26 protein-coding genes are annotated in these 25,045 nt (G+C 59.6%); 7 read left to right on the top strand and 19 right to left on the bottom strand.

The features are described from left to right. Positions 1–3: 3 nt before the first annotated feature. The 6 genes from doeA to QRN60_RS23230 all read right to left on the bottom strand — a co-directional run bounded on the left by doeA (position 4) and on the right by QRN60_RS23230 (position 7,791). Positions 4–1,182 carry an ectoine hydrolase DoeA gene (gene doeA, locus QRN60_RS23255; protein WP_113100911.1) on the bottom strand — a complete coding sequence of 393 codons (1,179 nt, stop codon included), beginning with the start codon at positions 1,180–1,182 and terminating at the stop codon, positions 4–6. After that, positions 1,179–2,192: an ectoine utilization protein EutC gene (gene eutC / locus QRN60_RS23250; RefSeq protein WP_113100910.1), complete on the bottom strand. Its 1,014-nt coding sequence runs from the start codon at positions 2,190–2,192 to the stop codon at positions 1,179–1,181. Before eutC ends, doeA begins: the two co-directional genes overlap by 4 nt. Beyond that, positions 2,189–3,208, bottom strand: coding sequence for a hydroxyectoine utilization dehydratase EutB (eutB, locus tag QRN60_RS23245; protein ID WP_162690409.1), 1,020 nt, complete (start codon positions 3,206–3,208; stop codon positions 2,189–2,191). Before eutB ends, eutC begins: the two co-directional genes overlap by 4 nt. 68 nt (positions 3,209–3,276) lie before the next feature. Beyond that, complete coding sequence (gene ehuR, locus QRN60_RS23240; RefSeq protein ID WP_112589804.1) at positions 3,277–4,725, bottom strand: MocR-like ectoine utilization transcription factor EhuR; 1,449 nt, start codon at positions 4,723–4,725, stop codon at positions 3,277–3,279. A 170-nt stretch (positions 4,726–4,895) separates the two neighbouring features. Then, positions 4,896–6,299 carry an aspartate aminotransferase family protein gene (locus QRN60_RS23235; RefSeq protein WP_111791416.1) on the bottom strand — a complete coding sequence of 468 codons (1,404 nt, stop codon included), beginning with the start codon at positions 6,297–6,299 and terminating at the stop codon, positions 4,896–4,898. Between the two features lie 13 nt (positions 6,300–6,312). Continuing rightward, positions 6,313–7,791, bottom strand: a complete 1,479-nt coding sequence (locus tag QRN60_RS23230; protein WP_129567238.1) for an NAD-dependent succinate-semialdehyde dehydrogenase — start codon at positions 7,789–7,791, stop codon at positions 6,313–6,315. A 120-nt stretch (positions 7,792–7,911) separates the two neighbouring features. Between QRN60_RS23230 and QRN60_RS23225 the strand changes: the two genes are divergently transcribed. Beyond that, on the top strand, positions 7,912–8,379 hold the full coding sequence (locus tag QRN60_RS23225; protein ID WP_020009915.1) for an Lrp/AsnC family transcriptional regulator: 468 nt from the start codon (positions 7,912–7,914) through the stop codon (positions 8,377–8,379). A 16-nt stretch (positions 8,380–8,395) separates the two neighbouring features. On the opposite strand, the gene QRN60_RS23220 is transcribed toward QRN60_RS23225, so the two are convergent. The 3 genes from QRN60_RS23220 to QRN60_RS23210 all read right to left on the bottom strand — a co-directional run bounded on the left by QRN60_RS23220 (position 8,396) and on the right by QRN60_RS23210 (position 9,874). Next, positions 8,396–8,809, bottom strand: coding sequence for a curlin (locus QRN60_RS23220; protein WP_026363551.1), 414 nt, complete (start codon positions 8,807–8,809; stop codon positions 8,396–8,398). A 168-nt stretch (positions 8,810–8,977) separates the two neighbouring features. Continuing rightward, complete coding sequence (csgH, locus tag QRN60_RS23215; protein WP_111784958.1) at positions 8,978–9,376, bottom strand: curli-like amyloid fiber formation chaperone CsgH; 399 nt, start codon at positions 9,374–9,376, stop codon at positions 8,978–8,980. 60 nt (positions 9,377–9,436) lie between these two features. Beyond that, on the bottom strand, positions 9,437–9,874 hold the full coding sequence (locus tag QRN60_RS23210) for a curlin (protein WP_111784959.1): 438 nt from the start codon (positions 9,872–9,874) through the stop codon (positions 9,437–9,439). Positions 9,875–10,294: 420 nt separating this feature from the next. Between QRN60_RS23210 and QRN60_RS23205 the strand changes: the two genes are divergently transcribed. Continuing rightward, positions 10,295–12,229 carry an ABC transporter ATP-binding protein/permease gene (locus QRN60_RS23205; protein WP_129565028.1) on the top strand — a complete coding sequence of 645 codons (1,935 nt, stop codon included), beginning with the start codon at positions 10,295–10,297 and terminating at the stop codon, positions 12,227–12,229. Between the two features lie 159 nt (positions 12,230–12,388). Beyond that, complete coding sequence (locus tag QRN60_RS23200) at positions 12,389–13,201, top strand: nickel-binding protein (protein ID WP_111784962.1); 813 nt, start codon at positions 12,389–12,391, stop codon at positions 13,199–13,201. Between the two features lie 82 nt (positions 13,202–13,283). Here the strand turns inward: QRN60_RS23200 and QRN60_RS23195 are convergent, their stop codons facing one another. The 5 genes from QRN60_RS23195 to QRN60_RS23175 all read right to left on the bottom strand — a co-directional run bounded on the left by QRN60_RS23195 (position 13,284) and on the right by QRN60_RS23175 (position 17,873). Next, positions 13,284–13,772, bottom strand: a complete 489-nt coding sequence (locus QRN60_RS23195) for a cupin (RefSeq protein WP_111820872.1) — start codon at positions 13,770–13,772, stop codon at positions 13,284–13,286. Between the two features lie 135 nt (positions 13,773–13,907). Further along, on the bottom strand, positions 13,908–15,911 hold the full coding sequence (locus tag QRN60_RS23190) for an aq_1923 C-terminal domain (protein WP_111820797.1): 2,004 nt from the start codon (positions 15,909–15,911) through the stop codon (positions 13,908–13,910). Positions 15,912–16,059: 148 nt separating this feature from the next. Further along, positions 16,060–16,953, bottom strand: a complete 894-nt coding sequence (locus QRN60_RS23185) for a DMT family transporter (protein ID WP_060727185.1) — start codon at positions 16,951–16,953, stop codon at positions 16,060–16,062. 250 nt (positions 16,954–17,203) lie between these two features. Beyond that, positions 17,204–17,608 carry a hypothetical protein gene (locus tag QRN60_RS23180; protein WP_020009925.1) on the bottom strand — a complete coding sequence of 135 codons (405 nt, stop codon included), beginning with the start codon at positions 17,606–17,608 and terminating at the stop codon, positions 17,204–17,206. 46 nt (positions 17,609–17,654) lie between these two features. Then, complete coding sequence (locus tag QRN60_RS23175) at positions 17,655–17,873, bottom strand: hypothetical protein (RefSeq protein ID WP_003505772.1); 219 nt, start codon at positions 17,871–17,873, stop codon at positions 17,655–17,657. 282 nt (positions 17,874–18,155) lie between these two features. Between QRN60_RS23175 and QRN60_RS23170 the strand changes: the two genes are divergently transcribed. Beyond that, positions 18,156–18,497 carry an ArsR/SmtB family transcription factor gene (locus QRN60_RS23170; RefSeq protein ID WP_060727184.1) on the top strand — a complete coding sequence of 114 codons (342 nt, stop codon included), beginning with the start codon at positions 18,156–18,158 and terminating at the stop codon, positions 18,495–18,497. After that, the gene (locus tag QRN60_RS23165; protein WP_060727183.1) at positions 18,494–19,417 is read left to right on the top strand and encodes an SRPBCC family protein; all 924 of its coding nucleotides are present in this window, start codon (positions 18,494–18,496) and stop codon (positions 19,415–19,417) included. The genes QRN60_RS23170 and QRN60_RS23165 overlap by 4 nt, the downstream gene beginning before the upstream one ends. Before the next feature lie 529 nt (positions 19,418–19,946). On the opposite strand, the gene QRN60_RS23160 is transcribed toward QRN60_RS23165, so the two are convergent. From QRN60_RS23160 to QRN60_RS23145, 4 genes are all read right to left on the bottom strand, one after another. Beyond that, positions 19,947–20,756, bottom strand: coding sequence for a transglutaminase-like domain-containing protein (locus QRN60_RS23160; protein ID WP_129565030.1), 810 nt, complete (start codon positions 20,754–20,756; stop codon positions 19,947–19,949). Between the two features lie 132 nt (positions 20,757–20,888). Continuing rightward, positions 20,889–21,113: a hypothetical protein gene (locus QRN60_RS23155; protein ID WP_003499608.1), complete on the bottom strand. Its 225-nt coding sequence runs from the start codon at positions 21,111–21,113 to the stop codon at positions 20,889–20,891. Between the two features lie 128 nt (positions 21,114–21,241). Then, entirely contained in the window at positions 21,242–21,451 is a 210-nt protein-coding gene (locus tag QRN60_RS23150) for a cold-shock protein (protein WP_060725689.1), read from the bottom strand. Positions 21,452–21,568: 117 nt separating this feature from the next. Then, complete coding sequence (locus QRN60_RS23145; RefSeq protein ID WP_284766945.1) at positions 21,569–21,895, bottom strand: hypothetical protein; 327 nt, start codon at positions 21,893–21,895, stop codon at positions 21,569–21,571. Positions 21,896–22,002: 107 nt separating this feature from the next. Here QRN60_RS23145 and QRN60_RS23140 point away from each other — a divergent pair, with 107 nt between their 5' ends. Both QRN60_RS23140 and QRN60_RS23135 read left to right on the top strand, forming a co-directional pair. Further along, the gene (locus QRN60_RS23140) at positions 22,003–22,296 is read left to right on the top strand and encodes a hypothetical protein (RefSeq protein ID WP_060725691.1); all 294 of its coding nucleotides are present in this window, start codon (positions 22,003–22,005) and stop codon (positions 22,294–22,296) included. Beyond that, the gene (locus QRN60_RS23135) at positions 22,293–22,562 is read left to right on the top strand and encodes a DUF1488 family protein (protein ID WP_129565031.1); all 270 of its coding nucleotides are present in this window, start codon (positions 22,293–22,295) and stop codon (positions 22,560–22,562) included. Before QRN60_RS23140 ends, QRN60_RS23135 begins: the two co-directional genes overlap by 4 nt. Positions 22,563–22,640: 78 nt before the next feature. Here the strand turns inward: QRN60_RS23135 and katE are convergent, their stop codons facing one another. Then, positions 22,641–24,788: a catalase gene (gene katE, locus QRN60_RS23130; protein ID WP_129565032.1), complete on the bottom strand. Its 2,148-nt coding sequence runs from the start codon at positions 24,786–24,788 to the stop codon at positions 22,641–22,643. Positions 24,789–25,045: the final 257 nt, after the last annotated feature.

Below are 25,045 nucleotides of genomic sequence, written 5' to 3'. Positions count from 1 at the left end.
GTCTCAGCCTTTCACGAAGAGTTGCCGCGGCACATTGGAAAGGCATTCGACACCGGTTTCGGTGATCGCGATGCTTTCGGTGATTTCGAGTCCCATGTCTTCCAGCCAGAGGCCGGTCATGAAATGGAACGTCATGCCGGGCTTCAGCTCGGTCCGGTCGCCCGGACGCAGGCTCATGGTGCGCTCGCCCCAGTCCGGCGGATAGGAAAGGCCGATCGGATAACCGGTGCGGTTGTCCTTGATGATCCCGTATTTTTTCAGCACGGCGAAAAACGCATTGGCGATGTCTTCGCAGGTGTTGCCCGGCTTCGCTGCGGAAAGACCGGCCTCCATGCCCTCAAGCGTTGCCTTCTCCGCATCGAGAAACGCCTGCGTCGGCTTGCCGAGAAAGACGGTGCGCGATAGCGGGCAGTGGTAACGCCGGTAAGCGCCGGCGATTTCGAAGAAGGTGCCTTCTCCCAAGCGCATCGGCTTGTCGTCCCATGTCAGATGCGGTGCGGATGCGTCTGCGCCCGAGGGAAGGAGGGGAACGATGGCGGGATAGTCTCCACCGAACTCGGCGGTGCCACGAATGCCGGCATCGTATATTTCGGCCACGAGGTCGCATTTGCGCATGCCCGGTTCAACCACGTCGACGATACGTTTGTGCATCAGTTCGACGATCTTGCCTGCCTTGCGCATATAATCGAGTTCGGTCGGGCTTTTGACCGCGCGCTGCCAGTTTACGAGACCGGCGGCATCCCTGAAACGGGCGTTCGGCAGATGTTTCTGCAGCGATGCAAAGGCGGCGGCTGAGAAATAATAATTGTCCATCTCGACGCCGACCGTCAGGCCGGACCATCCCCTCTCCTGGATGATCTCGGACAGCAGGTCCATCGGGTGCCGTTCTGTGGATTGAACGTAGTGGTCCGGGTAACCGATGATGTTGTCATGGGCGAGATACGCCGTGCGCCTGGCGCCATTGGCGTCCTGCTTGCGTCCGTACCAGATCGGCTCGCCATCCGGCGGCACCAGCACGCATTGATGCACGTAGAAGGACCATCCGTCATAACCGGTCAGCCAATGCATGTTGGACGGGTCGGTCACAATGAGAAGATCGATCCCGGCCTTGTTCATGGCATTGCGGGTTTTAGACAGGCGCGCGGCATATTCCTCGCGCGTAAAGTTCAGCGTTACGCTCACGCTGCGTCTCCCATTTTTATGGCGTTTTCGATGATTTGGCCGCTCTTGGCCTCCTTTGCGCGTGCAAAGGCGAGATTGGCGATGGCCGTGTCCTGCACCCCGGTGCCCGTGAGATCGGCAAAGGTGATGTCTTTGGTCGAAACACGACCCGGCAGCCTGCCGGCAATGACGTCCCCAAGTTCGGCGAAGTGCTGATCCGACGCGGCGCGCCCGGCGGCGATGGCGTGGTGCAACTCACCGAGAATACGGGTTTGCGAGAGCCGGTCCGCGACGTATCGCGCCCTGCCGAATACGGTCGGATCGATCTCGTTCTTGTGTTCGGCGTCCGACCCCATGGCGGTCAGATGCTGGCCTTCTTCCAGCCAGTCGGCAAGAAGGATCGGCTTTTCGGCCGGTGTGGTGGTCACGATGATATCGGCGCCGCGAATGGCCGTCTGCGGATCGGCCACGGCGGTCACCTCAATGCCGTATTCCCGGACCAAATCGCCCGAAAGTCTCCCAGCCTTGTCATGGTCGCGCGCCCAGATTCGCGCCGACCGGATCGGGCGCACCAGCATCAGGGCTTCGAGTTGCAGACGGGCCTGCATGCCGGCTCCGAAGAGGGCGGCGACGGAAGCATCTTTGCGGGCGAGATGTCGTGCCGCGACTGCGCCTGCTGCTGCGGTGCGCACATCGGTGAGATAGCCATTGTCGAGGAGAAGGGCCTGCACCAGCCCGGTTTTCGCGCTGAAGAGGATCATCAGGCCATTCAGGCTTGGCAGACCAAGCTTGGGATTATCGAAGAAACCGGGGCTGACCTTGATGGCGAAACCGTCAAAGCCCGGCACATAAGCCGTCTTGACATCCACCTCCCCGCGAAACTCAGGAATATCGAGGCGCAGGATCGGCGGCATGGCGACAGTCCCCGTGGCGAGAGCCGCAAAGGCTCGCTCCACGCAATCGACTGCGGAAAGGTCCAGCTTGACGATGGCGCGCAGGTCTTTTTCCGTCAGGATGGTAACGTGGCTCATGCGGCTCCCCCGTCGATGATCCTCTTGTGAACCGCCGGATCGATGTTCCCGCCCGAAACGATGATGGCGGTCGGGCCGGTGATGTCGATCTTGCCGGAGAGGATCGCCGCGAAACCAACGGCCGCCGCGCCCTCCACCGTCAAACCTTCTTCCTGTGCGGCGTGGCAAATGCCGGCCGCGATTTCGTCCTCCGAGACCAGCACGATGTCATCGAGCAGTTCGCGGCACAGCGCGAAGGTCACGCGGTTCGCCAGACCAATCCCGCCGCCAAGCGAATCCGCCAGGGTTTCTTCTTCCTTGACAGAGATCGGCCGGCCGGCCGTGACCGAGGCGTGCATGGCTGCGCCCCGCTCCATGGAGATGCCGATGACCCGGGCCTGTGGTTTCAGCGCCTTGACAGCAACGGCAATGCCGCCTGCAAGGCCTCCGCCTGAAAGAGGGATGAGTACAGCGGACAGATCGGGCATATCCTCGATAATCTCGATGCCGATCGTCCCTTGGCCTGCCACGACGTCTGGATCATCAAAAGGCGGGATCGCAGTCAGGCCGTTGCTTGCGGTCAGGCGCTCCACTTCCTCCTGCGCGTCATCCTGGGACATGCCGATGATCCGGATATCTGCGCCGAGCGCACGGATGGCTTCGACCTTGTTCGCCGGCACGAGTGCCGACATGCAGATCGTGGCGGGAATTTCGAGCTTGCGCGCCGCATAAGCAACCGCGCGGCCATGATTGCCGGTGGAGGCGGTGACGAGGCCGCGTCTGCGCGCACTGTCATCAAGCGAAAGGACGGCGTTCATTGCGCCGCGCAGTTTGAAGGCGCCGATGGGCTGCAGCGTCTCCAGCTTGAGATGAACGGGGTGACCGCAGCGTTCCGACAGATTGTCCGAGTAAACCAGCGGGGTGCGTTCCACCTGTCCTGCAAGCCGCGCTGCAGCCTGCCTGATCGCGGCCAGCGAGACCGGAAGCGGATTTTTTCCAGCGGATATGGACAGGTTTTCGCTCTTCATGATTGTCATGTTGAGAGCGAACTAAAATCATGTCAATTATTATATTGTAATGATTCAATGATTTTCAACCGGCCGCCTCAGCCGATTGAACCGATATCGTAGACGGGCGGCAATTGCTCGAAGGCCTGGCGCACGGTCGTCAACGCCTTGATAAGGGCGGGATGATTGAGGCGGCCACCGAGGCAAATGCGGATGCCGCCGCCATGGCCCGGGCCGGCAACAAACGGTTCCGAAGGGGTGACTGCGACGTTCTGGTTTGTCAGCGAGCGCACCAGTCCATCCTCTGTCCAGCGTGTGGGAACCTTGAGCCAGGCGCAAAAGGAGAGGGGATGGGTCGAGGCTATGTGGTCGCCCAATATCTCCGTCGCAATCTTTTGCCGTGCGCGTGCTTCGGTGCGCTGCACGTCCAGCAGACGCCGCGCGGTGCCGTTTTCCACCCAGCGGGTGGCGATCTCGGCCGTCAGATAGGTTCCGCTCCAGCTCGACACACGCAGGATCGAGGCGGCGCGGATGGAGTAGGCAGGAGGCACGACGAGATAACCGACGCGCAGCCCGGTCAGCACCGTCTTGGTAAAGCTGGTGACGAAAAAGCCCAGATCAGGCAGCATTTCCGCGATGGATGGCAGATCATCCTCTATCATCGGTCGGTAGACCTCGTCTTCGATGACAAAGACCCCATGCCGCTCCGCAACTGCGGCTATGGCCCGTCTGCGCTCTGCGCCTGAGACATGTCCGGTCGGATTATTGAGCGTTGGAATGAGCACGATAGCCCTGACGCCGCCTGCTTCGCAGGCAGCCTCCAATGCGTCCGGCAGAATGCCCTCCTCGTCGGTGGGCAGGCCCTTGAGGCTGAAGCCCAGAATGTTCGAAAGGCCGATAATGCCGTGATCGGTGAGGTTTTCGCAGAGAACCACGTCGTTCGAGCGGACAATGCAGCTCAAGGCAAGGAAAATGCCGTGTGCTGCGCCGTTGGTGACAAGGATGCGTTCGGCCCTCGCAGTCACGCCCATCATTTCAAGCCATGTCCGCGCGGTTTCACGATGGCTGTCGAGACCCGCGACCGGCCGGCATGGGCGCATGAAGCCTGAATTGTCACCGTCGGCCAACTCACGAAGGATGGCGCGCGAGGCGGCCTCGTGTTCCTCCAGATAGACGCCGCGGATGATGGAGAGATCAAGCACCTCGGTCGGGCTGTGATCAAGCATCATGCGGCCGGCACGATCCGTGACGCGCGCCTTGACGAAAGTGCCGCGGCCGATTTCGCCGCTGAGATAACCGAGCCGCTCAGCCTCCTTGTAGGACAGGCTGACGGTCTGTACCGAAAGGCCAAGCTCGCGCGCCAGATCCCGGTGGGTCGGCATGCGATCCATCGGCTTCAGGACGCCGGCGTCGATATCGGCAATGATGCGTTCCGTCAGCGCGGAATGTTTCGTTTCACCCTTCTGCTTGGCCAGCATCGGCCGCCACGCCACCGGCCTGGTTGATGGCGCCGGATCTGGGCTGAGCGGATTGGCTTGACGACGCATGAAATTGTCTCGTTTTTAGAGGGGTAATTTCATGACATTATGCACGCTTCTGCAAAAAGATGAAGCCTTATGCAGAGGAGATGACAATTGCACCGCAAATAGGCGCAACTGTCATCTCTTTGCCGTGCAGATAAGCAGCGTTAGCGCCCGTTGAACGCGACGTCTGAGGGTCAGATTTTCTCGCCGGCCTGAACCAGATCATCCATGACGCTGCGGACGGCTGCTTCGGCTATGGCAATGATCTCGTCCACCTCTTCCCGGGTCGTGACCAGCGGCGGCGCAAAACCCAGAATGTCGCCATGTGGCATGGCCCGTGCGATGAGACCGCCGTTGCGCGCTGCCTTGGAAACGCGAGCGCCAACCGTGAGATGAGGGGCAAAACGGGTCTTCTTTTCCCGATCAGCGACGAATTCGATTGCGCCCATCAGGCCGACGCCACGCACCTCTCCGACGATTGGAAGCTGCGCGAATTTCGCCTTCAGCTGTTCCTGAAAATAGCTGCCGACGGCCCGCGCATTGCCCGGCAGGTTTTCTTTTTCCACGATGTCGAGCACGGCATTCGCCGCAGCCGCACCGATCGGGTGGCCGGAATAGGTGTAGCCGTGCGAAAAAGCGCCGACGCGATCCGCCCCTTCCTCCATCACCTTGTAGACCTTCTCGTCGACAATCGCGCCCGAGAGAGGGAAGTAGGCCGAGGTCAACCCTTTGGCGACCGTGATCAGGTCTGGCTCGATCCCGTAATGTTGTGAACCGAACATGGAGCCGGTCCGGCCGAAGCCGGTGATGACCTCATCGGCAATCAGCAGGACATCGTATTTTTTGAGGACGGCCTGTATCGCCGGCCAGTAACCTTCTGGTGGCGGCGTGATGCCGCCGGTGCCAAGGACCGGTTCGGCAATGAAGGCGCCGATCGTGTCCGGGTCTTCGCGTAGAATGAGCTCTTCCAGCTCTTCGGCGCGCCGCCTGGAAAATTCGAGTTCCGTTTCGCCGGCTTCCGCGCCCCAATAGTGATGCGGAACGCCGGTATGGAGGATGCCTGCGCGCGGAAGGTCCATGTGGTCATGATAAAAACTCATGCCGGTCATGGAGCCCGAGACCACGCTGCAGCCGTGATATCCCCGTTCGCGGGAGATGATTTTCTTCTTTTGCGGCTTGCCGCGCAGGTTGTTGTAATACCAGACGAGTTTGGCCTGGGTCTCGTTGGCATCGGAACCGGACATGCCATAAAACACCTTGCTCATCTTGCCGGGCGCCATCTTCACCAACCGGTCGGAAAGAATGGCCAGTTCGTCCGTCGTATGGGCGGCGTAGGAATGGTAATAGGCAAGCCGGTAGGCCTGACGGGAAATGGCCTCGGCCACCTCGGTGCGGCCATAACCGACATTGACGCAATAAAGCCCCGCAAAGCCATCGATAAGCTGCCTGCCATGGGCGTCCTGAATGCGGATGCCCTTGCCGGTTTCAACGATGGTCGGTTCGCCGAGTTTGCCGCTGGCGAAATCCTTCAACTGCGTAAAGGGATGCAGAACCGCATTTCGATCCATTTCCGAGATAGTCTTGATGTCGATGGTCATAGGCGAGTTCCTTTCATGCAGCCAGATTGCCGAAGCAGACATATTTGGGTTCGAGATATTCCATGAGGCCGTGGCGCGCGCCCTCGCGGCCGAGGCCTGATTGTTTCCAGCCCCCGAATGGAATGGGCGCACCGGTGAATTTCGGTGTGTTGACTGCCACCATGCCGTATTCGAGCTGGTCGGTCAGGCGCATCGCCCGGCCGAGATCGTTGGTGTAGACGTAGGCCGCAAGCCCCATCTCCGTCGCATTGGCGCGCCGGATCACCTCCTGCTCGTCATCGAAGGGCAATATGGCGGCGACCGGACCGAAAGTTTCTTCGCGGGCGATCAGCATGTCGTCAGTCACGTCGGCGAGCACGGCGGGCGTGACGAAATTGCCGCCGAGCGGACTGTCCTGTCCGCCGCAGACGAGGCGCGCGCCGGCAGACTGAGCCTGCGCGATCTGCTTTCGGCACTTTTCGGCGACGGACGGCCGCGTCATCGGGCCGATGTCGATACCCGGTTCAAGCCCATGGCCAACCGTCAGTTTGGCGGTTGCGCTGGCAAAGCGATCAATGAAACGGTCATAAACCCCGCGTTGAACATAGATGCGGTTTGCCGCGAGGCAGTCCTGTCCCGATGTGGCGAATTTGGCGGCAAGGCAGCCCTGCACGGCTTGAGCGAGATCCGCATCGCCGAAGACGATGAAGGGCGCATGACCGCCGAGTTCCAGCGAGGCTTTCTTGATGGTCGCCGCCGATTGCGTGAGGAGCAGGCGTCCAACCTCGGTGGAGCCGGTGAAGGAAAAAGCCCGCACCTGCGTGTGTTCCAGCAGCCGACGAGCAAGCGGCGCGGCTTCACCGGGCAGAACCTGCAACACGCCTGCCGGCATGCCCGCTTCCTGCGCCAGCCTTGCCAGGGCCAGCGCCGAAAGCGGTGTTTCGGGTGCCGGTTTGACGATCATCGTGCAGCCGGCAGCAAGCGCCGCGCCCGCTTTGCGGGTGATCATGGCTGAGGGGAAATTCCACGGTGTGATGGCCACCGTGACGCCGATCGGCTGCATCCGCACGGAAAGATTGCCGCCTTTAAGGTGGCTCGGAATTGTTTCGCCATAGGATCTCTCGCCCTCGCTCGCAAACCAGTCGAGAAAACCGGTGGCGTAGGAAATTTCGCCGAGCGATTCCGAAAGCGGCTTTCCCTGTTCTGCGCTGATGATGGTGGCGAGGTCACGGAGATTGTCGCGCATCAGGCGGCCCCATGCGCGCAGAATATCGCCGCGTTCGACGGGCAGCATGTCCCGCCACGCCAGAAAGGCGCTGCCGGCTGCTTCCACTGCGGTATCGACATCTTCAATTGTGCAGGAGGACACATCAAGCAGATGATCGCCACTTGCCGGATCGACAACGCCCAGCGTCTCCTGGCGCGCCACCCATTGTCCGCCCAGAAAGGCACGATGCTCGATCAGCTCCGGTCGTTGAAGATTTTTCAGCGCTGCGCTGGCGATAGCTTTCATGAGCAGATTCCCTTTTTATTTGTCAGAAGCTTAACTGCGCTGCATGATTGACCGGCAGCGTTTAAGCGCGCTTTGACGCAGGAATAATGCTTAGTTTCATATAAAATGCAGGGATTCCGCATGAATCAGATTGACCGAGCCGACCGAGCGCTGCTTGACGCCGTGCAGAAAAACAATCGCCTGACATCGGAAGAGCTGGCCAAAATCGTCAACCTGTCACCAACCGCGTGCCAGCGTCGGTTAAAGCGCCTTCGTGATGAGGGGGTGATCGAAGCCGACGTGGCAATTATTTCGCCCAAGGCCGTCGGGCGTGGCATCACCATGATCGTTCTCGTCTCGCTGGAGCGAGAAAGGGCCGATATTGTCGATCGCTTCAAGGCCGCCATTCGCGCCACCCGGGAGGTCATGATCGGTTATTATGTGACTGGTGATGCCGACTTCATCCTGGTGATCACGGCCAAGGATATGGAAGATTATGAAGCCTTCACCCGCCGGTTCTTTTACGAGAACCATGACATCAAGGGGTTCAAGACGATGGTCGTCATGGACCGCGTGAAGGCGGGATTCGCCTTTCCGATCGACCCATGATCGGACTCCGCTTTCCTTACCAGCCATAACTGAAGGTCAGCCCGCTGCCGTTATTCCCATCCTGCACCACATTGGTTTCCGTGTTGCGGCCGTACTGGAAGATGCCATAGGCATTGTTGTTGCCATTCTGCTGCAGCGTCGCGGAATGGCCGACGCCGCGTTGCCGGATAAAGCCGAGATTGCCGCCGCCGTTCTGGGCGATGCCGGCGGCGTTGCCACGGCCAAGCTGGCGGATATCGGCATCTTTCAGGCCACGGTAGAGCGAATAGGCGCGAAGACCTGTCGAAAGAAGGTCACCATCGGCGGCATTGCCGGGTGCGAGGTCGAAGGAGATGCGGCCGCCGGCATGGGCGGGTGCGGCAAATCCAATGGGTGTCAGGCCACCAACAAGCAGGGTAACGGTAAGAAGTTTCAATATGTTGCGGGTCATTCTGATCTCCATCTGTCAGCGCCTTGCCGATGATCGATAATCGCATCCCGCAACTGAACCCGACCGGAATTGCCCATTCACATGTCGTTCAGTCGTTCGGCGCGATCAAAAGAAAAGGGCGCCCGAACTGGCGCCCTCTATGTGAATAATTCACAAACATGCCGCGGCTTAGTCGCCGCCAACCTGCTTCGTGCAGCTGAAACTCCTGCCATCGATCATCATATCGAGCACGGCCTTGTAACGGGCTCCCTTGGCGTCCAGCGTCACCGCGCTCAGCAGTTGCGAACGTCCGGCGGCGGCATCAAAGTCGCCGCCCTGATTGATGACTGAACGTCCGCCGCTTCCCGACTTTTCGACGTGAAAGGCATAGGTCCCGCCGGCAGACGTTTCGCCCCTGGCAAAGGCCTCCAGCCTCACCATGCCCGCCTGCGGCGTCGCCTTGATCTCGCAGACCTTTCCCTCTGCCGGTTCCCTTGCTGTCGATATGGCCGCAACGGCGCCGGCGGGAAGCAGCGCCAGTGCAAGGATCGCCGCTAGGCGGTGCGGACGTCTGACGCTATGGGGCATGGCTAGTCTCCCTGATGACCTGATGTTTCGATCCCGACCGGTTTCACGTCGCCCCGCCGCTTAAGGGCAGGCCTGCACGAAGGCCGCAACATTGTCGTTGCCGCCCTGGCTCACATTGGCGCTGCAGCCGCGGCCCACCTGCACACCGGCCGCGATATTGCCGTTGCCATCCTGCGTCAGGATGGTGGTGTGGTTGGAACCGAACTGGCCGATGCCGGCCACATTGCGGCTGCCGTTCTGATAAGTGGAGCCGTAATTGTCATGCCCTTCCTGGCCGACAGCAGAAAGGTTATGCCGGCCATACTGGTGACCGGCAATCCGGTTGTAGCCGCCGTTCTGGTAGGTGCGGATCCGGTTGCCATACCCTTCCTGTGCACCACCGGCAGAGTTGGACCAGCCATATTGTTCGATGCGCACATCATTGGCCATGGCGGGCGCCGCGGCAGCGATGCCGACGAGAGTGACGAGTGCACTTGCAATGAAAGACTTCCGGATCATGACTGTGTCTCCTCAGGCGGATAAGACCGCGGTTGAACGTCTTTGTTTTAGACGGTCCCGCCGGAACGGAAGCTGAAGGCACTATTCAGTCGGGGTTCATTGGCAGGGCACCGCTCATCGCCTTCGGCGCCACGGAAATCCGTCTCGCCGTTCTTCCAGTATCCTGAGACGGTGATACGGCTGCGATCGATCAGGCGTCCCGGTGCTGCGGTCAATATCACGACGCAGTCACCGGGCACGATCCCGATGAAAGCCCGCCAGGTCTCACGGAGCGGGTAATTGCCGGCGCTCTGCCCGGACCGGGATTTGGTTATCTGCTGAAGTGGGGAAAAACCAGAGGTCGCGAGCACGGCCGCCTTGGGCCAAAGGCAAATCATTCTGGACCGGCAACCTTTCAAACCGCCATCCGTTTAAGCATCCATGACCGATGCTGACGCAAAACCGAAACCAGTCGATGGCACCGGCCAGAATGGTGCAGAGAATGTTCATGCTAACGATGATCCCCTCCCGCCGGAGGAAATGGAACCTGCTTCGGATTTGACACCGGAAGAGGCCGCAGAGGCCCGCAAGAAATATCTTCTGAAACGCTTCTGGATCAGCGCGCGAGGGTTCTGGAGCCGCCGTGGCGATGCGTTGGCATGGCCGTTCTCGATCGGGCTCCTGGCGATGATCGGCATAAATGTCGGTTTCCAATATGGCATCAACGTCTGGAATCGCGGGATTTTTGACGCGATTGAAAAACGGGATGCATCCACGGTTTATTTTCTCGCTTCGATATTCCCGCCGCTGGTTCTCGGAAGCGTTATGATCGTGACGTCACAGGTCTACGTCAGAATGCGCATCCAGCGGCGCTGGCGCTCCTGGTTGACCAAGGTGCTGGTCTCCCGATGGATTGCACATGGCCGCTATTACCAGCTCAACCTGATCGATGGTGACCATCAGAATCCGGAGGCGAGGCTGTCGGAGGATATGCGTATCGCCACCGAAGCACCCGTGGATTTCGTGGCGGGCGTCATTGCCGCCTTCGTGTCGGCGTCTACCTTTATCGTCGTCCTGTGGACGATCGGCGGCGCCCTGACGCTGCCGATCGGCGGGGCATCGATGACGATACCCGGCTTTCTCGTGATTGCGGCGGTGATCTATGCGCTCATCACATCGAGTTCCATCGCGTTGATCGGCCGGAACTTCGTCAGGGTCTCCGAGGTCAAGAACCAGCTGGAGGCGGAATTCCGCTACACGCTGACCCGCGTCCGGGAAAACGGGGAAAGCATCGCCCTGCTTGGCGGCGAAGAGGAGGAGCGAAGCGACCTCGACAACAGATTCCGCAATGTCCGGCAGCAGTGGAAGCAGATGGCGCAGCAATATATGCGCACCACTGTCGTGTCGCATGGATCGATGTTGATTGCGCCGGTTGTTCCGCTTCTTCTCTGCGCGCCCAAGTTTCTCGACGGCAGCATGTCCCTCGGTCAGGTCATGCAGGCGGCATCCGCTTTCACCATCGTTCAATCCGCCTTCGGCTGGCTGGTCGACAACTATCCCCGGCTGGCGGATTGGAACGCCTGCGCACGCCGCGTTGCCTCCCTGATGATGTCGCTTGACGGGCTAGAGCGGGCCGAACAGAGCGAAAAGCTTGGCCGGATCGTCCGTGGTGAAACGGAAGGCGAGACCATGCTCAGCCTCAAGGATGTTTCGGTGTCGCTCGGCGACGGTACGGCCGTCGTCAAGGAGACCGATGTCGAAATCGGGCGCGGAGAAAGAGTGCTCGTCGCAGGTGAATCCGGATCCGGCAAAAGCACGCTTGTTCGGGCAATTGCGGGCCTGTGGCCATGGGGCGGGGGCAGCGTCAGTTTTCGCGCCGGCAGCCGGCTTTTCATGTTGCCGCAGCGGCCATATATTCCCTCCGGCACCCTTCGCCGGGCGGTCTGCTATCCGCAGGCGGCCGAGAGCTGGACTTTCGAAGAAATAGGGGAGGCTCTCGACAAGGTCGGTCTTGGCCATCTCAAGGACAAGGTGGAAGAGGAAGCGCCGTGGGACCAGACGCTGTCAGGCGGTGAAAAACAGCGGCTGACCTTTGCCCGCCTGTTGCTGAATAATCCTGACATCATCGTCATGGACGAAGCGACCGCAGCTCTCGACGAAAAAAGCCAGGACAGGATGATGCAGACGGTGATTGACGAATTGCCAGACGCCACGATCATCAGCGTGGCGCATCGTGCCGAGCTCGAGGCTTTCCATAGCCGAAAGATAACGCTGGAACGTCGGGAAGGCGGCGCAAAGCTGGTCAGCGACATCCTCCTCATTCCCCGCAAGGCCCGATCCGGCTCCCTGCTTCGGCGTATGGTCAAGCGCCGGTAAGAGGCCGTCAGTGGCCCCGAAATTCTAGCGAGAATGGATATCGCCCTTTCCGGTGTTCCCGTCTTGTCCGGTGTCACCCGTAAGAACGATAGACGACCATGCGGTGACGTCATAAAATGGCTGGCAGAGGAGGCAACGAAATACTCTTGGGAGGAAACAATGCCTATCTTCATGGACCGGCACGAGCTTGCCGGCGTTTCCGCCGCGGATATTGCTGCGGCACACCTTAAAGATCTCAACATCCAGGATCAGTATGGCGTCAGGTTCTTGACCTACTGGTTTGATGAAAGACGCGGCACGGCCTTTTGCCTTATGGATGCCCCGGACGCCGCAACCGCGCAGTGCGTGCATCGCGAAGCGCACGGGTTTGTCGCCAGTGAAGTGGTGGAAGTCGCGCTGTCGGCGGTGGAAGCGTTTCTCGGGCGCATACAGGATCCGGTGGCTGTTGGGGCTGTCTCGAAAGATATGGACGCCGGCCACCGCGCGATCCTTTTCACTGATATTGTCGGTTCAACCGAGATGACGGCCCGCCTCGGTGATCGCATGGCGGCGGAACTCATCCGTGCGCATGATGCCCTCGTTCGTGGTTGTCTGGGGCGACGATCGGGACGGGAGGTCAAGCATACCGGTGATGGCATAATGGCCGTATTCTCCTCCGCGCCGTTTGCCGTGGACTGCGCCATTGATATCCAGCGCGAGTTCCATCGTTACAACAGCGACAAAGGGGAGCCCATTCACATCCGCATCGGGCTGGATTGTGGGGAGCCGGTGGAAGACAGCAATGACTTCTTCGGCACGACGGTGCAATTGGCAGCAAGGCTTTGCGCTGCTGCTGAGAGCGATCAGATCCTGATATCGGACAAGACCTTCCAGGAATATGGCGGCGCTGATGTGCTCGTGCATGGCGATCGTTACAGGCTGAAGGGCTTTGCCGAGCCGGTCCTCGCTTATAGTTGCGAGTGGCTGCATTAGCTACGGCACGCAGCCCTTGCGCAAAATCCTGGGCTGAAAGCGCATGCCTGCGGGGTGTAAGGGTAGATCGGCGGGCTGGCCTTCAGCGCCATATTTCCATCAGGCCGCCTGCGGTGCCATGCACTGGGTCTGTCTCAGGTTTCGGCAGGGACCTTATCCGCTCAAGCATTTCCGCGCTTGGTGCAGAGGTCTGAATATCGGCCTTTTGCCCGGGCGGATAAGCACCTACCACTTGAAAATCCGCAGAAGATCTCAGCTTCATATGGCCGGTTCCGGCGGGCAGTATCAGGCAGTCACCCCGGGTCACGTCAAGAATTTTCCCCTCCGGCCCGCCAATCTGCAATGTCGCCTCACCACGCCCCACGCCCAGAACCTCGTGTGCGCCGCTGTGGTAGTGGTGGTAGTCGAACACGCCATTGCGCCAGATGCCGCTCCATCCGTTGCGGGAAAATATCGCTTCGAAATCCGCGGAATGAAAGTCTGTGCCGACATTTCGATAAACGACGACGGCAAAGGTCTGATTGTTGGGAACCTGCCCGCCGGGGCCGAAAGTGAGTTGCTCGGTTTTCATGTTGATGCTCCTCATGGCCCTGGCCACGGGAGGGTGGGCTTATCAGAGGTTCAGGTCATAATCTCATGAGAATATCAGTTCCGGCGGTCTCAAACTCGGAAAACCAAGCTTAAGACTGCCGGAGAAGTGGCCGGTTTATTCGGCCGTCGCCTGAATATCGACCTTGTCGAGCAGACCCATCGGATTGTCGGAAGCGGAAACCAGGTCAAAAATACCGAGGCCATTTGCGCCCGTGGATTTGACCGTTACCGTCAAGGTTCCAGGTTTGCTGATGAACTGGACGAGCGCTTCCACCGCGTTTTGCAGCTTCGGCTGTTCAGCTGCCACCTGCGGCAGCATCATGCCCGCCACCAGTGTCAGAGTCGCGCGCACCTGATCTTCCGTCATATCGTTCTGCAGGGCATAAAGCTTGATCGCCTTGGCCATCAAACCTTCGTCCTTGATCGTGAGCTTCACCTCGCGGCCGGCGAGCCCGAAGAGCGCCGCCTGCGCGCGATTGACGTCAAAAGAGAAGAACTCTTCGGTAAAGCCGCTTACCAGACCGGCAAAATTGACGCTGCCGAAATCCTTGCTGCTGAGCGAGATGTCACGGATCACCAGATTGCTGTTCGGTTCGTCCCAGCCTGCGGCGAGGCCGTAAGAGAAGGCCAGTGTCTCGAGACCCAGTTTGCGGGCTTCGACGAAAACTTCCTCCTCCGAGTCGGCGGGGATCGGAAGCGTGAGCTCGTCCTGCTTGATCTCGATATCGGTGGGGATGCCGTTGAAGGGCTTGGTCAGCCCCATCTCGAAATTCTTGAGTGAGAACTTGATACGCTCAGGCGTTCCCGTCGTTTCTTCCTCCGGCTTTTCCGGCGCGGCTATGTCGACGTTGATGCCGCCGACGCGCACCCGGCCAAGTTCCGGTATGAGGCGGTTAAACTGAAAGGTCTCGATCTGCGTCTCGTCGAGCGCGATGATCTCGGAAATTCCCTTGATCGTCGAACTCCAGTCAAAGCCATTGAGGCTTGCTTCCGCGACTTCGATCTTGCCGTCGCCGTCTCCGATCGACATGCCATTCAAGCCGAAGTCGAGCTTGCGGCTGTCCATCTGCATGTCGATGCGGTCGATGGCAACCTTGACCCTTTTGCCCGCAGCCCCTTCTTTTTCATCCGGCGCATCGACCTTCATGCCGATTAGCTGCATGTTGCTTTTGCCGATCATGTCGAGAATGGAAATGGCCTTTGCGAAAAGCGCCTGGCGCGCCTGCGGAGAAAGCTCGTCGGGATTTTGGGTCGCCGTTAGCGCTTTCAGGGTATCCAGCAGCGGCTCTGATGGCATACGGGCGGTAAAGCCGTCGCTGCGGATTTCATCGTAGCTGAAATGACCATCTCCGTCAGAGAATGAAACCGTCTTGACGGAGAGCGGCCCGTAGAGAGGTTTTGCCTCCTTGTCTTCGGGGCCTGCCTTTTCCGTATAGAGCCGGGCGAGATAAGCGATATCGATGACCTGGCCGGCGATTGCGCCGGTCGAGACGACCATATGCTTGTCCTTCATCGCGCCATCGCTGTCGGGAAGCTGCATCTTGATGTCGTAGCCGCCACTGTCGATCGAATAGCTGGCGATGCGACCGCCGGCAATCTCGGAGAGAGCCAGGTTCTTGTAAACGGTCTTCTGCTCGGTGGTCGCGACGGACTGGGTAAACGTCACCTCGGGCGTGGAAATGCGCGCGGCTGCGAAGCGCTCGATGCGCCGGGGCAGGGAGTTACCGTTTTCTTCCGGCTGTCCCGGCTTTTCGAAAGCGGCATTCTCGACGCGGGCCTGCGCCATCGAAATCTTTCCGGTGGGCACATCGATATCGATGGTCGTCATGTCAAGCGCGCCGTCCAGAAACGGAAGTTTCGGACGTCCGTCGATAGCCGCGATCTTGATATTCTTGCCGTCTTCAAGCGGCAGCGTCAGATCGCGAACATGAATTTTCCCGAGAAAATCGACCTCGATGGAAGTGGCGGTCGCGCCGCTGCGGGCAACGAGTTCCTTGACCTTTGCTTCGTAGAAGGTCTTGCCGCCGATGACGCCTGCGGCAGCAACGGCAATAATTGCAACCGCCGCCCAAAGCGCCCGGCGCCGACCCTTGCCGGTCTGGATGTTTTCCTGTTCCACGAAGTTGGTCCTCTCTAACGAACTGATATTAGCCGCCTTTTAAGCACGCAAAAGTTGCTTAGCAAGGGGGCAGCGCTGTCTGAATCCTGGTGTGAAAAGTCTCGACGCGGATGAGGCGTTTCCGCCCCCCTTCTCCATCGGGTTGACGTTATCTCCAGAACATGAGCGCCATACCCGCCACGACAAGTGCGGCGCCGGCCCATGCGCCGGGTGCCGGCACTTCCCGTGTTCTCAGCCACAGCAATGGCAGGATAATCACCGGCGTCGTTGCCGACAGTGTCGAGACAATGCCGACCTTGCCGCCGGAAAGGGCAAAGAGAAGCAGCGTCATGCCGAAAGCCAGGGCGATGATGCCCGTGAACGCCGTCTGGAGAAACAGGCTTCTGGTCATCGGGCCTCTGGGCCTGACAGCCTCGATCGGCAGCATGGTTAGCGCCGTCAGGCAAAGGGCGGCCACCCCGACACGCAGCATCGAAGCGGCAAGAGGATCGATCCCGGTCGCCATCACGGGCCTTGCGATGAGCGAGCCGACCGCCTGGCTGAGCGCGGCCAGAAGGCCGAAGAGCACGCCGAGCCAGAGCGACCCCTTCACGCTCTCCCACTCATGCAGCTGCGCCTTGCGCTTGCCGAAGAGGATTGCCAGCAGCACGCCGCTGAGTGTCAGGCCTATGCCGGTAATGGCGCTCGCGGGAAGCTGCTCGCCAAGCACCGCCCATGCCAGCAGTGCGGCGATCGGGGCATTCAGCGCAAACAGGATTCCCGAACGGCGCGGCCCCAGCCGGTTGAGGCAGGTGAAGAGAAGCGTGTCGCCAACAAAAATGCCGATGAAGCCGGAAAGAAGAAGTGACGACAGCGCCTCTGGCTGAAGCTCCCGCCAGGAGCCTGACGCGAACACATAGACCCCGAGCAGAGCGGCGACAAAAAGCTGCCGCGTCCTGTTGAAGGCGAGCGCTCCGAGCCGCCCCGCCGGGCCCGCGGCAAGAAGCCCGGTTATCGCCCAGCACGTCGCGGCGCCCACTGCAGCCAGTTCATAGATCGGCATGTTTTCCCCGTCGATTCGCAGTCTGCTTCCGGCTGCGGACACTATCCCTGTCTGCACCCATCGCAGATTCCGGGGTTGCCCGCTATACCACAAGCATCGCCATCAACGGCATGAATCCGCATATGCCTGCGCCGCGCCAGCCGGCACGGTCGCTCCGCCACAGATGCTCCGCACCCGTACAGCCGCCTGCTTCTCGATGCCAGCGTGCGCCGGCATCGAGACTGCGAAGGGGCAGTTTGTTCACCGTGCGTCACGCACCATTGATGATATTGCAGATGCCCTCGCGAATAACGTTCTTGTCCGCGATCTGTCCTGCCTGAATGTTGAAGACAGCATCAATCCGTACCGCAGCGCCTTTCTGCCGGGCCACGACCCGCAGTGTCTGAATTCTGCCGCTGCCGCTGGTCTCCTGGTGCGCATCGATGGAAGACAGCGCCTTGTTGATCTGGATGCCTGAAAAACCTTCCGCCGCCACGGCCTGCGCGAGCTTTTGAAGCACGGCGGGCGCTTTCGCCTTGGGCAGTTCCTGCCAGGACTTGTAAGAGACAGCCGTCACCATCGGTACACCTGAGACAGTGAAGTTCTTCTCGCAGGATGCGGCGAGGACGGGGCTTGAGAAGGCGATCAGGCCAAGCGCTGCTATGACATATTTCATTTTGGATAATCCAATCGTTGGTGAAGGCTGAAAGCTGCCGGTCGCATCAGAATGTCGACCGTTTTCCTCTGTAGGTAGACGGAGGCGGAAGAGCCTCATGGGCTTGCGCCAGCGTCTCAAGCCATGTCGCCAGGCCAGCGGGAACCTCCTCGTTGCCCGCTTCCAGCGCCTCAATCCATGAAAGTTCGCATTGCAGCGCGGACGCAATATTGATCGGCGTCCAGCGGATCACCCGCAGGCATTGATTAAAGCGTTCCGGTGACATGATGATTTGATTTTTCCCCGTCTTTTCCCGGCGAAGCTCACTCAGGCAGCTGCGAGAGTCAATCTTTTTTTGCAACTTTTGATGGCTTGTTTCCAGCCCAGCAGTCGCATCTGCCGCCCGTTGCCGAACGCCATGCGCATGAAGGGGAATGGCTCGGTTACCCGAACGAAACGGCCGGGCGACGCATCGGTATTTCATCCCAGGGCAATTCCTCCCGATGAAACCTAGTTAATGTGCTAAGTTTTCCTTGCTCGGTCATGGTGGAACATGATAGTTAGCAACATGACTAAGCATCATCAGGAACTTTCATTGATCTTCCAGGCTCTGGCCGATCCAACGCGGCGGGCGATTCTGGCGCGCCTCGGCGGCGGGCCGGCACCGGTGATGGAGTTGTCCGCGCCCACGGGGCTGCGTCTGCCCACGGTGATGCGGCATCTTTCCGTGCTGGAGGAGGCGGGGCTGATCATCACGTCCAAGGATGGGCGGGTGCGCACCTGCGCCATCGTGCCCGAAGCGCTGGAGCCGGTCAGAACATGGCTCGATGAGCAACGGGCCGTGTGGGAGAGCCGGCTTGACCGGCTGGAGGCATTTGCAATGCAGACCATGAAGGAGGATTCGGAATGACAACGAAACCCGGTCAACAGAGCGCACGCGCTGAACCACATCTGCCACAAGAGCGTTTTGCGACGCTCAGCTTCGAACGGGAGATTGCCGTTCCGTTATCGGCGCTCTGGCAGGTCTGGCTGTCACCTGCTGCCCGGGCGGTCTGGGCCTCTCCCGCGCCCTCGGTTACCTTGGAATTTCTGGAGGCGGACAGCAGGCTGGGCGGTCGAGAGGTTTCGCTCTGCAAGGTTGCCGGCCAGCCGGATATGCGCTGTGAATGCGGCTGGCTGGAACTGCAGCCAACCCGCCGCAGCGTGAATTACGAGGTGGTCTCATCCGGCGGCGTAACGCAATCGGCAGCGCTGGTGACTGCCGATTTTCAGGCCACGGAAGAGCGTAGCCGCTTGACTGTAACGGTGCAGCTTTCCTCCCTGGCCGATGATATGCGCGATGGCTATCAACAAGGTTTCAGCGCCGGTCTCAACAATCTGGCGAACGTGGCCGGGCGGACCATGGTGCTGGAGCGAACGATAAAGGTGCCGCGAAACATTGTCTGGAAAGCCTGGATGAACGAAAAGACGCTGCCGCAATGGTGGGGACCCGAAGGGTTTTCCTGCCGCACGAAGAGGATTGATCTGCGAACCGGCGGGGAATGGCTTTTTGACATGATCGGTCCTGACGGCACAGTCTTCCCGAACCATCATCGTTATGTCGAGGTCCGGCCCGAAGAGAGGATCGGCTATACGCTGCTATGGGGCGAGAACGGGTCGAAACATGCCGACGCCTGGGCCTCCTTCGAAGATCAGGACGGCGCGACGAAAGTCGTGCTGGGCATGGTGTTCAGCACGGAGGCCGAGTTCCAGCAAGCGAAGGGCTTCGGTGCCGTGGAACTGGGTCAGCAAACGCTGGGCAAATTGGAACGCTTCGCCAAGGCCCCATAGATGCGCCGTGCTCTCAGCTCCCTGTGCGAAGGTCTCGATATTGGCTTCTGTCCAGACCGGCATTGTTCTTCAAAGCCGCTCTGCGTGCGCGAGATCGTCTTGCAGGTTCCACCAAAGCAGGGCAGCAACGGCAAGCCGGTTCCTATGATGACCTTCGAATTCTTGATCCTCATTCGTGTTTTCCCGTCTGAATAGAAATATTTCGCCCCGCCGACAAAGTGAAGAATAGTCCGTTTGACGTCGTACGACCCTGACCATACCGACAGAGCGGCCATAGCGTCCTGATGGTGCGCGAGCTTGGGCTGTTTTCCGTTGCGGAAGGTATCGAGAAGGAAGAGCGGGCGGTCTATCTGCGGGAACATAGTATCGACTTCGGTCAGGGCTGGCTCTTTTCCAGACCGCTTCCCGCCGAAGAATTCATCGTCTTTCCCCGGCAGAACAAGTCGAGATACGGGTCGGCTCCCGAGGTCATTCAGGTCGCGTCTGTCGAGGTCAAAGCGAAAACGTTGCGATTCCCCCGTATTGGTCGTTATCCAACCAGTTCGTCTGTGATCACCTCGAACCGCTTAAGTATAGCCGGTCCAAATGCGGTGGACAGCGCGACGTCTGTGGCATCACGTCCTGTCGCCATCAATATGCGTCCGATGCGGGGCGTGTTGTGACGGGCATCGACCGTATACCAGCGGCCGCTGAGATAGACTTCGCACCAGGCGCTGAAATCCATCGGGTTGGAGTCTTTGGGCACGCCGATATCACCGAGATAACCGGTGCAATAGCGGGCCGGGATATTCATGCAGCGGCAGAGGGTGATGGCAAGATGCGCGAAATCGCGGCAGACGCCCGTCCTGTCATTGAACCCGCCGAAAGCCGTCCTCAGCGGATCGGCTTTCTCGTAGTTGAAGACAATACGGGAATGGACGAAATCGACGATCGCCTGAACACGGGGCCAGCCGAGTGGTGTAGCGGAGAAGTTTTTCCAGGCAAAGTCCGCCAACCGGTCGGTGTCGCAGTAGCGGCTGCCCAGCAGGAACACCAGAACATCGTCCGGTAAATCCTTGATATCGTGCTGGAAGGCGTTTTCAGGAACGGGATCCGGCAGGCCGCCGTCATATATGTCGAAGCGCGTGGAGATCGTCGTCAGTCCGGGCGGTGCGGATATGCGGCTGCAGGCATTGCCGAAGATGTCCAGATATCCCCAGGCCTTGATCGGCCGGTCGAAAGTCAGGACCTGTTCGGTGAGCAAATCCGCGCGCCGGTCGGGATGGATGTTGAGAACCAGCAGCATCGCCGTCTCATTTTCGCATTCATAGGCAATATCGAACCCGGCGCGTATCTTCATGCAGCACTGTCCCTGAAAGAGCCATCGTCATGTCCTTTAGTCTGCAACGCTTTTACGCTCGCGACGTTCCGGCCGGTGGTCAGGTTGTCAAGGCAGGTCTTGTGCGGAGGACGATCACGGCGCGGATATCGATCAGCGCGCGCGGGCGCGTTTGGCAAGGAGAGCGGATGTTGCGGCGGTACGATCCGACAATTCCTTGGCAAGACGGGCTTCCCGAAGGCGCAGGGTCTTTGCATCGCGGGATTGCGCAATGGAATCGAGCTCCTCAAGCGCTTTTTCTTTTGCGAAGAACGGTGTCTGGATGTGGCTGAAGGCGAGTTCGGCCTTCTGGCGGGAAATACTGTATTTTTCTGTCATGGGTGTTCCGGTGATGATGCTCGAAGAGCGAGCGAAAAACAAAAGGCCAGGCAATTTGCCTGGCCTTGATTGGGTTGGCGTGCTTCGTCAGTGCCAGTACATCCGTGGTCAAAGGGAAGCACAGACCCTTAGGCAGCCTGCAGATTGCAGGCCGACATTTTGCCCGACTTGTTGTCGCGCTCAAGCTCGAAGCCGACTTTCTGACCTTCGACGAGTTCGCGCATGCCGGCGCGCTCAACGGCGGAGATGTGGACGAACGCATCGGCGCCGCCGTTGTCAGGCTGAATGAAGCCGAAGCCCTTGGTGGAATTGAACCATTTAACTGTGCCAGTGGTCATGATGAACCCTTTCATAGCAATAGAGAAACCACAGCACTCGTGCGCTGCGGATGATGATAGCGATTTTGAAAGGAAAGGTTCGTTCAGAACGCGGTGCCAGACGCGTGACAAGCAAAGCTAAGCAAGCAAATTCGATTGCTCCTTATATCCTGCCTCTGCCGGAGTGTCAACTATTGGTTTTTGACGACATTTAACCTCGTCAGAAAGTTGTGCTCTCCTATACGCGTGTGGCCGCTCATCGCCTTGTTTTCCGCGCAATCCGGGCGCACGATTGGGCTTCGTCATGCTGGCCGCATGGCGCTGCGGTGTCAGAGAGGCGCCGGCTTCTTTTCTTCGTCCGATTGCAAATGTTTGCGCAAGCGTTTCGGTGTCATTTTTGACGATGCCTTGAAGTTTTACCCATTGCGACAGACGCGTGCCGGATAGCGGGCGATCATACACCATCAGCCATTTCTTTATGCCTCCGCGTAACGTTCGTCCGGCGGAACATGGCAATAGCGGCGTAGAATGAAACGGGCTCCACGCGGACGACATCCGCGTGCGAGTTCCATATGAAAGGCAACACCATGGAAACGTGTAACGAACACCGGCGCCAGGCGCTCAGGATAGAGACCTGGGAGAACGAAGGCGGAGCTCCCGTCTCCGATACGCTCGAGACCCAATATGGAAGACGGATCGAGAGGGATCAGAGCTGGACGATATACCATGTCTTCACCGGCGTGCCTGTGCGTATCGGCGGCCGCAGGCTGACCCATCTCAGCATAGCGGAGGCGACCGACGGCATGCTGTCCCTCAACCGGCGTAACGCCTTGCGCAGGAAAGAGCGCACGGGGAGCAAGTCATGACGCTCGCTTTCCCCAACACGGCCCGCAGTTTTGACGAGGTACGCAAAGCGGTTCGCTTTTTCGGCCATGACGGCATGTTCGAAATCCGGTTTTTTGTCGAGGCCGAGGCGCTCGCCAAGAGCCGGGGACACGCCATGAGCATGTCGGAAGCCCAGTGCCTATCTTCTTTCGACACGATGCGCACGGCCATCTATGCCGCGGCACAGAAGGTCTACGCCAAATCGCGTCGCAATATGAATATCCTGACAGCCTCCGACCTCGGCTAACCTGTCGCTGCGGATATTCCTTTCCCGAAGGTGCCTGCGCCACCAAGCGCGGCATCGCTGCCGCGCCCGCTGGTGATTTCATTTCACTGGTGGTGAAGCCTTTCCGAGCTTTACCGAAGGTTCCCGACCCCAGACACGCAGCTTGCCGAGGTTCGATACGAAGCCGGCGAGACCCTCCTCCCCGGGGAGGGCAATGGTGCCCTCATCAAGAGCGTCGGCAATGCCGGCTTTTTCCAGCAAGGAAAGCGCCGACTGATCATAGCCGATGAACTTGCAGTGCTGAAAGGCATCGGCCACGAAGTCCCGCGCCGTCGCCTCATTGACCAGATCGTCTATCGCTTCGGCGGAGGTCAGCACTGCGACCGCATCGAAAAGAACGGACGGCCCGCCATCGATCATGTGATGGGCCTCAAACCAGCTTCCATCCGACGCCGTGACGCCGCCGACTTTCGGCGCGATCAGTTCGCAGGCGGCTTTCTCTCTGGCAATCGCCGACATCAGGCCATTCAGAAGCTTGGCATCGACACCATCGGTGACGAGGATACCGAGCTTGCGGCCTTCGAAGCGCTTGGGGCCGCGCTCCACGATGCTGAGCGCTGGTGAAGGCTCGAGATCCTGACGGGTCGGCATGGCCGCATCCGCCGGCTTCGGCATCGACTTGAATCCCAGCTTCTGCGCAACGGCGGTTGCCAGCGTCTCGTCGATGTTCATCAGATGCGATACTATGCGTTCGCGGATAACAGGTGTTTCCACCTTGCTCAGTTCGAATGTCAGGGCGGCGGCGATGTGACGCTGTTCGGGTGGTGTCTGGCTGATATAGAATTGTCGTGCCTGGCTGTAATGATCGGCAAAGCTCTCGGGGCGAAGCCGCGCCTTACTTCCCTGTTCTTCCGCCGGGAAATGGCGATAGCCGCGGCTCGGCGATTCCCGCGGACCTTCACCAAACGAGTTCGGCTGGTAGTTCGCCCTGCCGACAGGATTGCGCATGGCCATGTGGCCATCCTGCTGGAAATGCGCGAAGGGACACTTTGGCGCATTGATGGGCAGGTGGGTGAAGTTTGGCCCGCCAAGCCGTTTCAGCTGGGTGTCGAGATAGGAGAAGTTCCGGCCCTGCAACAGCGGATCATTGCTGAAGTCGATGCCCGGCGGCACGTTCTGGGTCATGAAGGCGACCTGCTCGGTCTCGGCGAAGAAGTTGTCGGGCATGCGGTCGAGCACCAGCCGCCCGATCGGCTGCGGCTTCAGTATTTCCTCGGGGATGATCTTTGTCGGGTCGAGCACGTCGAAGTCGAAGCTGTCGGCAAAGTCCTGGTCGAACAGCTGCACCTGCAATTCCCATTCCGGGAAGTTGCCGGATTGGATGGCCTGCCAGAGGTCGCGGCGATGGAAGTCGGGATCGGCACCGTTGATCTTGACCGCCTCGTTCCAGGCGACCGACTGAAGCCCCAGCTTCGGCTTCCAGTGGAACTTGACGAAGGTCGATTCGTCCTTGGCATTGACCAGGCGGAAGGTGTGGACGCCGAAACCTTCCATGAAACGGAAGGACCGCGGTATGGTGCGGTCCGACATGGCCCACATGATCATGTGCATGCTTTCCGGCGTCAGGCTGATGAAGTCCCAGAACGTGTCATGGGCGGTCTGCGCCTGCGGAAACGCCCGGTCCGGTTCCTGCTTGGTGGCATGGATCAGGTCGGGGAACTTGATGGCGTCCTGAATGAAAAACACCGGAATATTGTTGCCGACGAGATCCCAGTTGCCTTCCTGGGTGTAGAGCTTGACGGCGAAACCACGCACATCGCGCGCAAGGTCGGCCGAACCCTTGTTGCCGGCAACCGTTGAGAAGCGGACGAAAGCCGGGGTCTTTTCGCCCGCTCGCTGCATGAAATCCGCCCTGGTATAGGCCGAAAAGGATTCGTAGGTCTCGAAGAAGCCATGCGCGCCGTAACCGCGCGCATGCACCACGCGTTCGGGAATGCGCTCGTGGTCGAAGTGGAAGATTTTCTCCCGGAAATGGAAATCATCCACGACAAGCGGCCCGCGCGCGCCGATCCGCAGAGAATTCTGGTCGTCGGCAACCGGCCCGCCTTGGGCGGTCGTCAGCACAGGCGCGTCTGTTTCGGCCGTCTGGTGCAGCTCGCCGCCGGCGCCGCGCTCCAGCTTCTGGTCGTGAATATTCACGGTCTCGGTCTTGTCTTGCGGAGATTTGCTGTTGGTGGTCTTGGCCATGGTGTGGCTCCCGAATTGGAAGGGGCCTATCGCGGCCCGGAAATGAAAAAGCCGCCCTGAAAGGCGGCCCGAACAGAGTGGGCGGCTCATGCCATTTTCGACTGGGCCTTCAGTGTCTGGTTTGCGGAAAAGCCGATGTCCTCGAGCCTGTTAGGCAACACGTCGTACAATGACTTTTCCGCAGGCATCTGGGAATCCGCTTTTGAGTGCTGGACTTGGAGAACCCTCGAACCGCGGCGACGTTCCTGCGGCGGCAA

The sequence above is a fragment of the Agrobacterium sp. CFBP2214 genome (assembly GCF_030209895.1).
GTDB classification, from domain to species: Bacteria; Pseudomonadota; Alphaproteobacteria; order Rhizobiales; family Rhizobiaceae; genus Agrobacterium; species Agrobacterium radiobacter.
The sequence above is the reverse complement of the archived record's forward strand: the minus strand, read 5'-3'. Positions and strand labels throughout refer to the sequence as shown.

Coding starts and splice junctions, on each gene's coding strand:
- eutC (WP_113100910.1), bottom strand. CDS start 2,192: ATGAGCCACGTTACCATCCTGACGGAAAAAGACCTGCGCGCCATCGTC.
- eutB (WP_162690409.1), bottom strand. CDS start 3,208: ATGACAATCATGAAGAGCGAAAACCTGTCCATATCCGCTGGAAAAAAT.
- ehuR (WP_112589804.1), bottom strand. CDS start 4,725: ATGCGTCGTCAAGCCAATCCGCTCAGCCCAGATCCGGCGCCATCAACC.
- QRN60_RS23235 (WP_111791416.1), bottom strand. CDS start 6,299: ATGACCATCGACATCAAGACTATCTCGGAAATGGATCGAAATGCGGTT.
- QRN60_RS23230 (WP_129567238.1), bottom strand. CDS start 7,791: ATGAAAGCTATCGCCAGCGCAGCGCTGAAAAATCTTCAACGACCGGAG.
- QRN60_RS23225 (WP_020009915.1), top strand. CDS start 7,912: ATGAATCAGATTGACCGAGCCGACCGAGCGCTGCTTGACGCCGTGCAG.
- QRN60_RS23220 (WP_026363551.1), bottom strand. CDS start 8,809: ATGACCCGCAACATATTGAAACTTCTTACCGTTACCCTGCTTGTTGGT.
- csgH (WP_111784958.1), bottom strand. CDS start 9,376: ATGCCCCATAGCGTCAGACGTCCGCACCGCCTAGCGGCGATCCTTGCA.
- QRN60_RS23210 (WP_111784959.1), bottom strand. CDS start 9,874: ATGATCCGGAAGTCTTTCATTGCAAGTGCACTCGTCACTCTCGTCGGC.
- QRN60_RS23205 (WP_129565028.1), top strand. CDS start 10,295: ATGACCGATGCTGACGCAAAACCGAAACCAGTCGATGGCACCGGCCAG.
- QRN60_RS23200 (WP_111784962.1), top strand. CDS start 12,389: ATGCCTATCTTCATGGACCGGCACGAGCTTGCCGGCGTTTCCGCCGCG.
- QRN60_RS23195 (WP_111820872.1), bottom strand. CDS start 13,772: ATGAAAACCGAGCAACTCACTTTCGGCCCCGGCGGGCAGGTTCCCAAC.
- QRN60_RS23185 (WP_060727185.1), bottom strand. CDS start 16,953: ATGCCGATCTATGAACTGGCTGCAGTGGGCGCCGCGACGTGCTGGGCG.
- QRN60_RS23180 (WP_020009925.1), bottom strand. CDS start 17,608: ATGAAATATGTCATAGCAGCGCTTGGCCTGATCGCCTTCTCAAGCCCC.
- QRN60_RS23175 (WP_003505772.1), bottom strand. CDS start 17,873: ATGTCACCGGAACGCTTTAATCAATGCCTGCGGGTGATCCGCTGGACG.
- QRN60_RS23170 (WP_060727184.1), top strand. CDS start 18,156: ATGACTAAGCATCATCAGGAACTTTCATTGATCTTCCAGGCTCTGGCC.
- QRN60_RS23165 (WP_060727183.1), top strand. CDS start 18,494: ATGACAACGAAACCCGGTCAACAGAGCGCACGCGCTGAACCACATCTG.
- QRN60_RS23160 (WP_129565030.1), bottom strand. CDS start 20,756: ATGAAGATACGCGCCGGGTTCGATATTGCCTATGAATGCGAAAATGAG.
- QRN60_RS23155 (WP_003499608.1), bottom strand. CDS start 21,113: ATGACAGAAAAATACAGTATTTCCCGCCAGAAGGCCGAACTCGCCTTC.
- QRN60_RS23150 (WP_060725689.1), bottom strand. CDS start 21,451: ATGACCACTGGCACAGTTAAATGGTTCAATTCCACCAAGGGCTTCGGC.
- QRN60_RS23145 (WP_284766945.1), bottom strand. CDS start 21,895: ATGGTGTATGATCGCCCGCTATCCGGCACGCGTCTGTCGCAATGGGTA.
- QRN60_RS23140 (WP_060725691.1), top strand. CDS start 22,003: ATGAAAGGCAACACCATGGAAACGTGTAACGAACACCGGCGCCAGGCG.
- QRN60_RS23135 (WP_129565031.1), top strand. CDS start 22,293: ATGACGCTCGCTTTCCCCAACACGGCCCGCAGTTTTGACGAGGTACGC.
- katE (WP_129565032.1), bottom strand. CDS start 24,788: ATGGCCAAGACCACCAACAGCAAATCTCCGCAAGACAAGACCGAGACC.